The sequence below is a fragment of the gamma proteobacterium SS-5 genome (assembly GCA_009497875.2).
GTDB classification, from domain to species: domain Bacteria; phylum Pseudomonadota; class Gammaproteobacteria; order Chromatiales; family Chromatiaceae; genus Magnetovirga; species Magnetovirga frankeli.
The window spans coordinates 353959-366927 of sequence record CP032508.2; the positions used below are offsets into that span (position 1 = coordinate 353959).

Annotated in this window: 9 protein-coding genes; 5 read left to right on the plus strand and 4 right to left on the minus strand. The window is 63.9% G+C overall.

The annotated features are described in order from the left end of the window. Positions 1 to 120 precede the first annotated feature (120 nt). The 3 genes from D5125_06870 to D5125_06880 all read right to left on the minus strand — a co-directional run bounded on the left by D5125_06870 (position 121) and on the right by D5125_06880 (position 3673). Positions 121 to 2199, minus strand: a complete 2079-nt coding sequence (locus tag D5125_06870; GenBank protein QFY91079.1) for a RelA/SpoT family protein — start codon at positions 2197 to 2199, stop codon at positions 121 to 123. A 131-nt stretch (positions 2200 to 2330) separates the two neighbouring features. Beyond that, positions 2331 to 2633, minus strand: coding sequence for a DNA-directed RNA polymerase subunit omega (gene rpoZ / locus D5125_06875; protein ID QFY89225.1), 303 nt, complete (start codon positions 2631 to 2633; stop codon positions 2331 to 2333). A gap of 101 nt (positions 2634 to 2734) precedes the next feature. After that, positions 2735 to 3673 (minus strand): lipid A biosynthesis lauroyl acyltransferase, encoded by a 939-nt coding sequence (locus D5125_06880; GenBank protein QFY89226.1) that lies wholly within the window; start codon positions 3671 to 3673, stop codon positions 2735 to 2737. 261 nt (positions 3674 to 3934) lie between these two features. Between D5125_06880 and glnE the strand changes: the two genes are divergently transcribed. The 5 genes from glnE to D5125_06905 all read left to right on the plus strand — a co-directional run bounded on the left by glnE (position 3935) and on the right by D5125_06905 (position 11223). Beyond that, positions 3935 to 6814: a bifunctional [glutamate--ammonia ligase]-adenylyl-L-tyrosine phosphorylase/[glutamate--ammonia-ligase] adenylyltransferase gene (glnE, locus tag D5125_06885; protein ID QFY89227.1), complete on the plus strand. Its 2880-nt coding sequence runs from the start codon at positions 3935 to 3937 to the stop codon at positions 6812 to 6814. A 547-nt stretch (positions 6815 to 7361) separates the two neighbouring features. Further along, complete coding sequence (locus tag D5125_06890; GenBank protein QFY89228.1) at positions 7362 to 8282, plus strand: branched-chain amino acid transaminase; 921 nt, start codon at positions 7362 to 7364, stop codon at positions 8280 to 8282. Between the two features lie 13 nt (positions 8283 to 8295). Then, positions 8296 to 8493: a zinc-finger domain-containing protein gene (locus D5125_06895; protein ID QFY89229.1), complete on the plus strand. Its 198-nt coding sequence runs from the start codon at positions 8296 to 8298 to the stop codon at positions 8491 to 8493. After that, positions 8490 to 9416 (plus strand): mitochondrial fission ELM1 family protein, encoded by a 927-nt coding sequence (locus D5125_06900; protein QFY89230.1) that lies wholly within the window; start codon positions 8490 to 8492, stop codon positions 9414 to 9416. The genes D5125_06895 and D5125_06900 overlap by 4 nt, the downstream gene beginning before the upstream one ends. 703 nt (positions 9417 to 10119) lie before the next feature. Further along, positions 10120 to 11223, plus strand: coding sequence for a glycosyltransferase family 4 protein (locus D5125_06905; GenBank protein ID QFY89231.1), 1104 nt, complete (start codon positions 10120 to 10122; stop codon positions 11221 to 11223). Between the two features lie 123 nt (positions 11224 to 11346). Here D5125_06905 and D5125_06910 read toward each other — a convergent pair whose 3' ends face one another. Further along, positions 11347 to 12960, minus strand: coding sequence for an NAD+ synthase (locus D5125_06910; protein QFY89232.1), 1614 nt, complete (start codon positions 12958 to 12960; stop codon positions 11347 to 11349). Between the last annotated feature and the right edge of the window lie 9 nt (positions 12961 to 12969).

The window sequence follows — 12969 nt, forward strand, 5'->3', positions numbered from 1 at the left end:
TTCAAAGTTTGAAGTTTGAAGAGTGAAGTTAGAAGTGCGGTCGCCTGCGGCGGTTTTTTTAAGATAAGGGCCGAAGGCCACATCTTTCACACTTCAAACTTCACCCTTCACTCTTTGGCTTCAGCCAAGCGTCCGGCTGATGCGAATCACGTCCGGGATGGTGCGGATGCGGCGCATGATGTTGGCCAGGTGCTTGCGGTTTTTCACCTCGATGATCAGGATCAGGGTCGAGGTGAGGCCGTCGCGCTCCTCGATGGCGACGTTCTCGATGTTGGAGCCCAGCTCGGCGATGGAGGCGGCCACCGTGGCCAGCACGCCGCGTTGATTGCCCACGGCGACGCGGATCTCGGTGGGGAAGTCGTTGTCTATGCCCGCCTCCCAGTCCAGCTCCAGCCAGCTCTCCCGCACCTTGCCCTCATGCAGGTTGGGGCACTCCTGACGGTGCACCACCATGCCCTTGCCGGGATTGAACACGGCGGTGATGGCATCCCCTGGGATGGGCCGACAGCACCTGGCGTAGTTTACCACCACCCCCTCGGTGCCCCTGATCACCAGCGGGTCGCTGTTGTGGTCGCGATAGCTGCCCTCGGGCAGGGTGCCTCCGGCCTGACCGGTAAGCCGCTGGGCCACCAGCAGGGGCATGCGGTTGCCCAGGGCTATGTCCACCAGCAGGCTGTCCAGGGAGTCGATCTTCCACTCCGCCAGGGCCTGTTCGATGACACCTATGCTGATCTGCTCCAGGCAGCTGCCGTAGGCGCGCATCTCCTTGTCCAGCAGGCGGCGGCCCAGGTCCATGGCCTCCTGTTGCTTGATATTCTTCAGGTAGGCGCGGATGTAGCCACGGGCCTTGCTGGTGGCGACGAAATTGAGCCAGGCGGGATTGGGCACGGCCCCCTCGCTGGTGATGATCTCCACCGTCTGGCCGTTGTGCAGACGGGTACGCAGAGGGGTCAGACGGCGGTCGATACGGGCCGCCACACAGCTATCCCCCACCCGCGAATGCACCGCATAGGCAAAGTCGATCACCGTGGCACCACGGGGCAGTACCAGGATATCGCCCTGGGGGGTGAACACATAGACCTCGTCGGGGAACAGATCGATCTTGACGTTCTCCAGGAACTCCATGGAATCACCCACCCCGCTCTGTAGCTCCAGCAGGCTGGAGAGCCATTCCGAGGCACCACGCGGCAGGGTGTCGCGGCCGTTGCGCGGGGTCTTGTAGATCCAGTGGGCGGCGATGCCACACTCGGCCAGCTGGTGCATCTCGCGGGTTCGGATCTGGATCTCGATGGGAAAGCCGCTGGGGCCGATAAGGATGCTGTGCAACGACTGATAGCCATTGGCCTTGGGGATGGCGATATAGTCCTTGAAGCTGCCCGGCTTGGGCTTGTACAGGTTATGCACCACGCCGAGCACCCGATAACAGGTATCGACAGAATCGACGATGATGCGAAACGCCAGCACGTCGGCCAGTTCCGACAGGGACAGGTGCTTGTCGCGCATCTTGCGATAGACGCTGTAGGGGTTCTTCTCCCGGCCGTAGGATTCGTTCTCTATGCCCTCCTGCTGCAGGCGCAGGCGCAGGGCGTGTTCGATGTGACTGAGGATCTCCTTGCGGTTGCCGCGATTGCGCCGGATGTGTTCCTTGATCACCGCATAGCGCCGGGGCCAGTGCGCCTTGAAGCCCAGTGCCTCCAGCTCCTGACGCATGCTGTTGATGCCAAAGCGGTTGGCGATGGGGGCGTAGATCTCCAGGGTCTCCTTGGCGATACGCCGCTTCTTCTCCGGCCGCATTACCCCCAGGGTGCGCATGTTGTGCAGGCGATCGGCCAGCTTGATGATGATCACCCGAATGTCCTTGGCCACCGCCAGCATCATCTTGCGGAAGTTGGCCGCCTGGGCCTCGGCGCGGGAGCGGAAGTCCATCAGGGTCAGCTTGCTCACCCCATCCACCAACTCGGCCACCTCGTCACCGAACTGGACCTGAAGGATCTCCTTGGTTGCCTCGGTATCCTCGATGACGTCGTGCAGTATGGCGGCGATGATGCAGGCCTGATCCATGCGCATACCGGCCAGGATGCGGGCCACGGCCAGGGGGTGGTAGATGTAGGGTTCGCCGGTGAGGCGGGATTGGTTTTGATGTACTTCGGCGCTGAACAGGTAGGCGCGATACACCTCGCGCACCTGTTCGGTGCTCATGTAGTCGTCCAGATAGGCGCAAAGATCACTGATCAGGAGGCGGTGACCCACCTCCTCTTCCAGCTGAGGTCCGTCCGTCTCCTCCTGGTCAGCCACAGGCAGGCCTGGTAGCCCGCTGGGTTTGGGGTCTCCTAGTGCTCAAGGGGCATCTCATCGACCTCTACCTCTACCTCCACCGCCAGGGCAGCGGCCAGTTCGGCCTCTTCCCGCGCCGCCTCGGCGGCATCGGCGGCCTCCCGCTCGACGATGATCTGGCGCGTGATCAGCCCTTCGGCGATCTCCCGCAGGGCAATCACCGTGGGCTTGTCGTTCTCTGGCGGCACCAGGGGATCGACGCCATTGGCGATCTGCCGGGCGCGCTTGGTCGCCAGCAGGACCAGGTCAAAGCGGTTGTCCACGTTGTCTAGGCAGTCTTCAACGGTAATACGGGCCATGGGATCGTCTCTCCTGGGGGGCACGCCTGAGCGTACTGGGTGTGAAAACCGCTTATCTTAGCCAAGGGGACAGGGAAAATCCACGGCCAATGGCGGGTGTCTCAAACATAGGGCGATGGCTCGGTGCCGGGCCGGGTCTTGAAACGCCGGTGCATCCAGATGTATTGCTCCGGGGCCTGGCGCACCCAGGCCTCGATCCGGGCGTTGATGCGACGGGCATCCGCCACGGAGTCATCGCTGGGAAAGTCTTCCAGAACCGGCCCCAGACAGACCCTGTAACCCTGATTGTCCGGCTTGCGCAGCAGCACATAGGGCAGCACCACGGCATCGGAGAGGCGGGCAAAGCGACTGGTGGCCGGGTTGCAGGCGGCCTCCTGGCCAAAAAAGGGGGCGAACACCTTGCTTTTGTGACCGAAGTTCTGATCCGGAGCGAACCAGACCCCCTGGTTGGCCTTGAGGGCGCGCAGCATGCCCTTGACATCCTCCCGCGGCAGGGGCTGACCGTAGCGTCGCCCCCGGCAGCGCTGAAAGAAGCCCTCGATCACCGGATTCTCATGGGGCCGGTACATGGGTCTAATGACCTGCCCCTGGGCCATCTGCGCCAGCACATAGGCGCTCAGGTCCAGACTGCTGAAATGAGCGGAGAGAAAGATCACTCCCCTGCCCGGGGCGAAGGCCTGGGCGATCAGCCCCTGCTCTGTCGGCGCTTGCGGCAGTTCCACCAGGGCCATCAGCCGCCGGGGATTCATCCACCAGGCCATGGCCAGCTCCATCAGTCCCTGACCGGTGGAGATGAAATGGGCCTTGAGCAGGGCGGCCCGCTCGGCCTCGCCCCACGCGGGCAGACAGAGATCGATGTTGATCCGGGCTATACCCACCCGGCGCGGGGACAGCCGGTAGAGCAGCCGTCCCAGCAGGCCACCTAGGGCCATGATCAACGGATAGGGCAGGAGCACCGCCAGACGCAGCAGGCCAAGCCCCAGCCACAGCGGCCAATTGCGTGGGGCAAGGGGATGGGTGTCGGCCTTCATGGGCACCATTCTATCCCGTGCCAACCGGGCGTTCCATATTCTCCATCTGGAGACAGAAGACGGAGGACAGAAGACAGATTTTTGCGTCGCTGCGCGACAGATTAAGTAAAACTGGCGCGAAGCGCCTCTGTCCTCTGTCCTCTGTCCTCTGTCCTCTGTCCTCTGTCCTCTGTCCTCTGTCCTCTGTCCTCTGTCCTCTGTCCTCTGTCCTCTGTCCTCTGTCCTCTGTCCAGGGTAAGCTAGAGATCCACTGATTTCCCGGTTATCCCCATGTCCGCAGACCCCAGCCCTTTGATTCAGCAGGCCGAACACCGGCTCAACCACTGGCGGGAACAGGCCCGCTCCAAGGGTCTGGCCGATGACCTAGGCGGGCTGGAGGGGCAGGCGCTGAGGGTGTTTGAGGCGAGCGAATTTGTCGCCCAAGGCTGTGGCCGGGAGCCCGCCCTGCTGCGCGACCTGCTCGATCAGGGTCGGCTGGAGCGCGCCTATGCCGAGGGCGAGATGGAGCAGCATCTGCGCCGGGCGCTGGATGGGATAGGCACAGAGCCCGAGCTGCACAGCGCCCTGCGCCGCTTTCGCCGGTCCGAGATGCTGCGCATCATCTGGCGCGATCTGGCGGGCAGCGCCCCCCTGGCCGAGACCCTGGAAGATCTATCCGCCCTGGCCGATGCCTGCATCATCCAGGCCCTGGATTGTCTCTACCCCCTGCTCTGCGCCCAGTTCGGCACCCCCATCGGTGAGCACAGCGGCCAGCCCCAGCAACTGCTGGTGTTGGCCATGGGTAAGCTGGGGGCGCAAGAGCTGAACCTGTCCTCGGACATCGACCTGATCTTTGCCTTCGAGGAGAACGGCCAGACCGACGGCCGCCGCCCCCAGGCCAATGAGCAATTCTTCACCCGCCTGTGCCAAAAGCTGGTGCAGGCCCTGGACAACCGCACCTTCGACGGCTTCGTATTCCGTACCGACACCCGCCTACGCCCCTTCGGCGACTCCGGTCCCCTGGCCTGTAGCTTTGATTTCCTGGAGGATTACTATCAGTCCCAGGCCCGCGAGTGGGAGCGTTACGCCATGGTCAAGGCACGGGTGATCGGCGGTGATGCCCAGGCCGGCGCGCGCCTGGCCGAGCTGCTGAGGCCCTTCGTCTATCGCCGTTACCTGGACTTTGGCGCGATCGAATCCATCCGCGACATGAAACGCCTGATTGCCAAGGAGATGCACAAAAAGGGCATGGACGCCAACATCAAGCTGGGCCGCGGCGGCATCCGCGAGATCGAATTCATCGGCCAGGCCTTCCAGTTGATCCGTGGCGGGCGCGATACCGATCTGCAGATTCGCCCCATCCAGCAGGTGCTGGCGCGTCTGGGCGAACGCGACCTGCTGCCGCCCAAGGCGGTGAGCGAGCTGACCCAGGCCTACATCTTCCTGCGCCGGGTGGAGAACCGGCTGCAGGCCTGGCGCGACGAACAGACCCACCTGCTGCCGCTGGACGAAGACCCGACCCAGCTGGAGCTGAACCGACTGCGCCTGGCCCGCGCCATGGGCCATGCCCAGTGGGCGGGGTTCAACGCCGAGCTGGAGGAGCACAGACGCCGGGTACAGGGGCACTTCGATCAGGTATTCGCCGCCCCCCAGGCGGATGAGGAACCGGACGACACCCCCCTGCTGCTGCTCTGGAAGGGCCTGCTGGACGAGGATCAGGCCCTGCAGGCCCTGACCCAGGCCGGTTACCGCCAGGCTGCGGACAGCCTGGCACTGCTACAGCGCCTGCGCGAATCCACCGCCATGCGCGCCCAGGGGCAGCGCGGTCAGGGGCGCATGGCCCAGCTCATGCCCCTGCTGCTGGAGGCCGTCGGTCGCAGCGCCGAGCCGGATGCCGTGCTCGCCCGCCTGCTGCCCCTGCTGGAGGCGGTGGCCCGGCGCACCGCCTATCTGGCCCTGCTGGTGGAAAGCCCCATGGCCCTGTCGCAACTGGTGCGCCTGGCCGGGGAGAGCCTGTGGATCATCCACCGTCTGACCCAACAGCCCCTGCTGCTGGACGAACTGCTCGACCCGCGCCGCCTCTATAGCCCGCTGCACCGCCAGGACCTGGAGCAGGAACTGACCCACCTGCTGGAGCCGGTAAAAGACGATATGGAGCAGCAGATGGACCGCATGCGCCAGTTTGCCCACGGCCAGATGCTGCGGGTGGCGGCGGCGGACGTCACCGGTGCCATCCCCCTGATGGTGGTCAGCGACTACCTCACCGACATCGCCAGCGTGGTGCTGCAGCGGGTAGTGGAACAGGCCTGGAACGACCTCGTCCCCAAGCACGGCAAACCGAGGTTGCCCCAGGGCGAGGGCGGCTTTGTCGTGATCGGCTACGGCAAGCTTGGCGGCATCGAGCTGGGCTATGGCTCGGATCTGGACCTGGTCTTTCTGCACGGCAGCGATGATCACAACGCCCAGACCGATGGCGAGCGGCCCATCCCCAACGATGTCTTCTATGCCCGCCTGGGCCAGAAGATGATGCACCGCATCACCACCCGCACCCCCGCCGGTCAGCTCTACGAGGTCGATATGCGGCTGCGCCCCAACGGCAACTCAGGCCTGCTGGTCAGTGGCATCCACAGCTTCGAGGCCTATCAGAAGCAGGACGCCTGGACCTGGGAACACCAGGCCCTGGTACGCGCCCGCGCCATCGCCGGCGACCCGCTGCTGATTGCCCACTTCCAGCAGATACGGCACGAGGTGCTGGCCCAGCCCCGTGACCCGGAAAAACTGCGCCTGGAGGTAGTGGAGATGCGCGAGAAGATGCGCGCCAGCCTGGACAAGAGCGATGCCGACTGGTTCGACATCAAGCAGGGCCATGGCGGTATTACCGATATTGAATTTATGGTTCAATACGCCGTCTTGCGCTGGGCCCATGAACACCCGGAGCTGACCGACTGGAGCGACAACATCCGCCTGCTGGAGACCCTGGCCCGGCGGCAACTGCTGAAAGGCCAATCGGCCGAGCACCTGAGCGGCATTTACAAGGTATTACGCGCGGTCTATCACCGCCAGACCCTGCAGGAGCAACCCGGCCTCGCCCCCCGGAGCAAGCTGGAGGAAGAGCGCCGCATGGTGGAAGAGATCTGGCAGCAGATGATGTTGCCGGACTCCAGCTTGTAGGTAGGGCTTCATCCTGCTCATTAATGCAGGACGCAGAGTACGCGAAGAAGCGCAGAGATCGCCGAGTTAAAAGATTTGGTGGCTGCTTGCCCACGCCCCAAGCGCGGATAGCGCAAGCGCTGAGTGGTTTGTACGAGAAGTCATTAACCTATAAAGAGCATTTGGCCACAGAGCCACAGAGTACACAGAGAAAAATCAATGTGTTGGAAAGCGAGCACTCAACACCTTCTAGGTGAGCCCGGTCTGATAGGTAACTCATTGAAACAACTCTGTGATCTCGGCTCTGGCTCCAGGCTTTGCTCTACCTCCTCCGTCGGGCCTACAGGGAGGTAGGTCATGCCAAACCGATGAACCCACACCTAGCCCCAAAGGGCGGTAGGTGTGGGGCGGTGGCCCTGGAGTCGTCTGTGTCTCTGTGGCTTAACTGAGGAATATAGGATTAACCCTCTGCGGTGCTCTGCGCTTCTCTGCGAACTCTGCGTCCTGACTATATGGCAAGGCTTAGTCGGGCTGACGGCTTCCCTATTTATCGTTTGAGGCAACAAACATGAGTTTTTCTGATCGTGACGGCGTGATCTGGCTGGACGGAGAGATGGTCCCCTGGCGCGAGGCCAAGACCCACGTACTCACCCACACCCTGCACTACGGCATGGGGGTTTTCGAAGGGGTACGCGCCTACAAGGCAGAAAAGGGCACCGCCATCTTCCGCCTGCAGGAGCACACCGACCGCCTGTTCCGCTCGGCCCACATCCTCGGCATGAAGATGCCCTACGACAAGGCAACCCTCAACCAGGCTCAGCTGGCCGCAGTGCGCGAAAACGGTCTCGACTCGGCCTACATCCGCCCTATGTGCTTCTACGGCTCGGAGGGCATGGGCCTGCGCGCCGACAACCTGCAGGTCCACTGCATGGTCGCCGCCTGGAACTGGGGCAGCTATCTGGGCGAGGACAACATGCAAAACGGCATCAAGGTGCGCGTTTCCTCCTTCACCCGCCACCATGTCAACATCACCATGTGCCGGGCCAAGGCCAACGGCAACTACATGAACTCCATGCTGGCGCTGAAAGAGGCGCAGGACTCGGGCTGCGACGAGGCCCTGCTGCTGGACGCCGAGGGCTATGTAATGGAAGGCTCAGGCGAGAACATCTTCATCGTCCGCGATGGCGTCATCTACACCCCGGACCTGACCTCGGCCCTGGACGGCATCACCCGCAACACGGTCATCACCCTGGCCACCGAGCTTAAATTAAAGGTGATCGAAAAACGCATCACCCGCGACGAAGTCTATATCGCCGACGAGGCCTTCTTCACCGGCACCGCCGCCGAGGTCACGCCGATCCGCATGGTGGATGGCCGCCCCATCGGCAACGGCGGCCGCGGCCCCATCACCGAGCAGTTGCAAAAACTCTATTTCGACCATGTCCATGGCCGCAGGGTGTTTCACCGCGACTGGCTAAGCTACGTTTAAGGGAATCATGGCCATGAGTTCACACGCCAGCGGCATCGCCCATCAGGTCAGCTCCTACTACAAGGTCGAACCAGCGGAACTGCCCATCAGCTGCCCGCGCAGCAATGAAGAGGTCGCCAGCCTGCACCCCAGGGTCTATCTGAGCTTCGACAAACAGGGCCAGACCGAGTGTCCCTACTGCGGGGCGCGGTTCGAACTGCTCAAGGAGTGAGTCCGACACCGCCCAAGCCCTGGGTGATCTGGCGCTTCATTGATGGCAAACCGGGCCACGAGAACCAATCCCTGGGCCTGGTCCAGGCGCTACAGCGGCTGGGCCGCTTTGTCTGCCAGGATATTTCCGTGGCATCGGGCCTGCTGGGCGGGCTGGGCCAGTTGCGCACAGAGGCCGCCCGGCTCGCCCCCCCCCACCTGCTCATCGGTGCCGGGCATGGCACCCACCTGCCCCTGCTGCTGGCGCGCTGGCGTTATGGCGGGCGCAGCCTGGTTTTGATGCGGCCCAGCCTGCCGCTGGGCTGGTTCGATCTCTGTCTGATCCCGCAACACGACAACCCGCCCGCCTCGGCGCGGATACTGCCTACCCTGGGTGCCCTGAACAGCATCCAGCCCAGTCGGCAGCAGGACATGCGCCAGGGCCTGATCCTGCTCGGCGGGCCCAGCCCGCATTTTCACTGGGATAGCCAGCAGCTGCTGCGCCAGATCGGCCTGCTGCTGGCGCAGAACCCGCAGGTGCAGTATCGCCTGAGCGACTCGCGACGCACCCCCTCGGACCTACTGCCGCTGTTGGCGGCCAGGCAAGCGACCAACCTGAGCCTGATCCCGCACCGCGACACTGGCCCAGGCTGGGTCAATCAGGCCCTGGCCGAGTGTGGTCAGGTCTGGGTCAGCATGGACTCGGTATCCATGATCTACGAGGCCCTCAGTGCCGGTTGCGCCGTCGGCGTCCTGCCCCTGACACCCCGTGGCCAGGGTCGCCTTAGCCGGGGTCTGCAACCCTTATTGCAGCAACAACGCCTGTGCCTGTTTGATGAGCAGGGCGGCTACCTAGGCCAACTCAGGCCCACAGAGCCGCTGCAAGAGGCCAACCGCTGCGCCCAATACATCATCCAGCGCTGGCGGCTGGGGGATGGAGAATGACCCAACGATCATGGGGCGAGGTGGCCACCCCGGAACATGAAACATCTTCTAATCAATGGGACGCAGAGGACGCAAAGGAGCGCAAAGGACGCAGAGAAGAATGAGGAAGAAGTAGCCCGGATGGAGTGCAACGGTCCCTATCGGCATCCTCGGCTTTGGCATCCTGCGTCGCCCTACCTCCTGCATCTGGCCTACAGGGATGTAGGTCATGCCAAGCCGATGAACCCACACCTAGCCCCAAAGGGCGGTAGGTGTGGGGCGGTGGCCCTGCAGTCGTGCCTCACGGGACACTCGCATATCCTTGTGCAGCGGAATCCGGGGTTGCTGCTGGGCAGGGCCACGCCTAACCGAACCTTTGCCCCTCCGAGCCAGCGCTCGGAGCTCCCAGATTGACAGGCAGCCATGTTGTTTCACAGTAAGGCGGTTAAAGGGAAGGCAAAGGAAGCGCAAAGGTCGCAGAGAGGAACAAACGGGTAGGGGCTGCAGGTCTGCCGAGCCCCCTGATGGGCGGGAGAGTATAGGGCGGCCCGTGGCCGCCGCGCCCGCGCCAGGGACAGGCCTCATTGCTCTGGCTTGGCGGCGGGCGCGGCCCGCCCTATGCGGCACGACAAGCCAGTCGTTAGGGTAATTTTTAGATCCATCATAGGCACATGAAACAAACAGATTTAACCCGCCTTGATCGGCGCAATCAGCGGTTTGGCCGATGAAGGTGCTGCAGATCCTGCCCGCCCTGGATAGCGGCGGCGTCGAGCGCGGTACCCTGGAGATCAGCCAGTATCTGGCGCAGCAGGGCCACCGTTCCCTGGTCATGTCCGCCGGTGGCCGTCTGGTGGAGCAGCTGAGCCGCGAGGGCGGCGAGCACCACGCCTGGGACATAGGCCGCAAGTCCCTGCTGACCCTGCGCCTGGTGCCGCAACTGCGCCGCTTTCTGCGCCAGCAGCGGGTGGATGTGCTGCATCTGCGCTCCCGCCTGCCGGCCTGGATTGGCTATCTGGCCTGGCGCGGCATGGACCCCGGCCAGCGTCCGCGCCTGGTCACCACGGTGCATGGCCCCTATTCGGTGAACCGCTACAGCGCCATCATGACCCGAGGTGAGCGGGTCATCGTCATCTCCCGGATGATCCGTGACTATGTGCTGAACAACTACCCCGAGGTGCCCGCCGAGCGCCTGCGCCTGATCTATCGCGGCGTCGATCCAGCGGCCTTCCCCCCCGGCTACCAGCCGGATGCGGCCTGGCTTGAGGCCTGGTGCGGCCAGTTTCCCGAGACCCAGGGCAAGCAGTTGATCTGCCTGCCGGCGCGCGTCACGCGCTGGAAGGGCCAGCAGGACCTGCTGGAGCTGCTGGCGCGGATTAAACAGGCCGCGCCCCTGGCCCATGGCCTGATCGTGGGCGAGACCAAGGTCGGCAAGCAGGCCTTTCTGCAGGAGCTGCAGCAGCAGGCGCGGCAGTTGGGGGTGGCGGACCGGCTGAGTTTTGTCGGCCATCGGGATGATCTGCGCGAGATCATGGCCATCTCGCAGATCGTACTGTCCCTGTCCCGCGAGCCGGAGGCCTTTGGCCGCGTCTCCCTGGAGGCCCTGAGCCTGGGGGTGCCTGTGATCGGTTACGACCACGGCGGGGTGGCGGAGCAGCTCAGCGTCCTGCTGCCCGAGGGCAGGGTGGCCCTAGACGATGCCGAGGGCCTGGCACAACGTGCCCAGCAATGGCTGCAAAGTCCGCCGAGGATCTCCCCCCTGAACCCATTCAGCCTGCAGCAGATGCTGGACCAGACCCTGCAAACCTATCAGGAGTTGGTTCAGGGCTAAACAGAAGACAGAAGACGGAGGGCGGAAGACAGAATTTTGCGTCGCTACGCGACAGATCAATAACACCTGGCATTAAACACCTCAGCTCTCTGTCCTCAGTCCTCTGTCCTCTGTCCCCTGTCCTCAGATCTTCCGACTGATCGGATAGCGTCTGTCCCGGCCGAAGGCGCGGCGGCTGATGCGCACCCCGGGCGGGGCCTGGCGGCGCTTGTATTCGTTGCTGTCCACCAGGCGGGTTACCCGGGCCACCAGGGCCGGGTCAAAGCCGTCTTCCACCATCCGCTCCCGGCACTGATCCAGCTCGATGTAGCGGTAGAGGATGTCATCCAACAGGGCATAATCAGGCAGGCTGTCGCTGTCGCGCTGATCGGGCCGCAGCTCTGCCGAGGGCGGCCGGTCGATCACCCGTTGCGGGATTACCTCGCCATCCCGGTTGCGCCAATTGGCCAGGCGATAGACCAGGGTCTTGGGTACGTCCTTGATCGGCGCGAACCCCCCGGCCATGTCGCCGTAGAGGGTGGCGTAACCCACCGCCATCTCGCTCTTGTTGCCCGTGGTCAGCAAAATGCGCCCGCTCTTGTTGGACAGCGCCATGAGAACCAGGCCCCGGCAGCGGGCCTGGATGTTTTCTTCGGTGGTATCTGTCGCCAGGCCGGCAAATTCCCCGGCCAGCATCTGCTGGAAGGCGACAAAGGCCGGTTCGATGGGGATGGCGCGGCAATAGACCCCCAGGGCGCGTGCCTGGCGGGCGGCGTCGTCATTGCTCATCTGCGCGGTGTAGCGTGAGGGCATCATCACCGCCTCCACCTGATTGGCCCCCAGGGCATCCACCGCAATGGTCAATACCAGGGCCGAGTCGATACCGCCGGAAAGCCCCAGCAAGGCCCCCTGGAAGCCGTTTTTGCGCACATAGTCGCGCACCCCCAGTACCAGGGCCTGGTAGATGTCTGCCCGTTCGTCTGAACGGGACTCGGGACTCGGGACTCGGGGCTCGGGAACTCGGGATTCAGCAATTGGCAGGCTGATCAAATCCAGTGCCTCGACAAAGCGGGCCGAGCGGTGCAGCGGCCGACCGCTGGCGTCCACCAGCAGGGAGCCGCCATCGAACACCAGCTCGTCCTGCCCGCCGACCAGGTTGACATAGACAATGGGCATGGCATTTTCCCGCGCCCGCTCGGCCAGCAGTTGCTCCCGTTCAGCGGCCTTGCCGGCGTGGAAGGGCGAGGCGTTGAGATTGAGCAGGACCTCGGCCCCGGCGGCACGGGCCTGGGCAGCGGCCTGTGGCGTCCAAATGTCCTCGCAGATACTCAGGCCCAGCCTGAGGCCATCGATATGCGCCACGCAGGGCTCTCCACCGGGCTCGAAATAGCGCTTCTCGTCGAACACGCTGAAGTTGGGCAGCTGGGCCTTGTGGTACTCGGCCAGCAGGCGACCGCCATCGATCAGTCCGGCGGCATTGAAGCGCTTGCCATCGAGCATGCGCGGATAGCCGATGACCACCGCCACGCCGCTATCGGCCAGCTCGGCGGCGATGCGTTCCAGCTGCGCCTCCACCTGCCGATCCAGCTCGGGGCGAAACAGCAGGTCCTCCGGCGGGTAGCCGGTGAGGGTCAATTCCGGAAACAGCACCAGCCGCGCCCCCCGCTGCCGGGCCTCCCGAGCGGAGACCAGCACCAGATCGGCATTGCCTTGAATATCACCCACCAGGGTGTTGATTTGCGCCAGGGCCAGGTTCATAGGTGTATA

What these genes read in the sequence shown, in the direction of transcription:
- D5125_06870 (QFY91079.1), bottom strand. Translation starts at nt 2,199, where the DNA reads ATGAGCACCGAACAGGTGCGCGAGGTGTATCGCGCCTACCTGTTCAGC.
- rpoZ (QFY89225.1), bottom strand. Translation starts at nt 2,633, where the DNA reads ATGGCCCGTATTACCGTTGAAGACTGCCTAGACAACGTGGACAACCGC.
- D5125_06880 (QFY89226.1), bottom strand. Translation starts at nt 3,673, where the DNA reads ATGGTGCCCATGAAGGCCGACACCCATCCCCTTGCCCCACGCAATTGG.
- glnE (QFY89227.1), top strand. Translation starts at nt 3,935, where the DNA reads ATGTCCGCAGACCCCAGCCCTTTGATTCAGCAGGCCGAACACCGGCTC.
- D5125_06890 (QFY89228.1), top strand. Translation starts at nt 7,362, where the DNA reads ATGAGTTTTTCTGATCGTGACGGCGTGATCTGGCTGGACGGAGAGATG.
- D5125_06895 (QFY89229.1), top strand. Translation starts at nt 8,296, where the DNA reads ATGAGTTCACACGCCAGCGGCATCGCCCATCAGGTCAGCTCCTACTAC.
- D5125_06905 (QFY89231.1), top strand. Translation starts at nt 10,120, where the DNA reads ATGAAGGTGCTGCAGATCCTGCCCGCCCTGGATAGCGGCGGCGTCGAG.
- D5125_06910 (QFY89232.1), bottom strand. Translation starts at nt 12,960, where the DNA reads ATGAACCTGGCCCTGGCGCAAATCAACACCCTGGTGGGTGATATTCAA.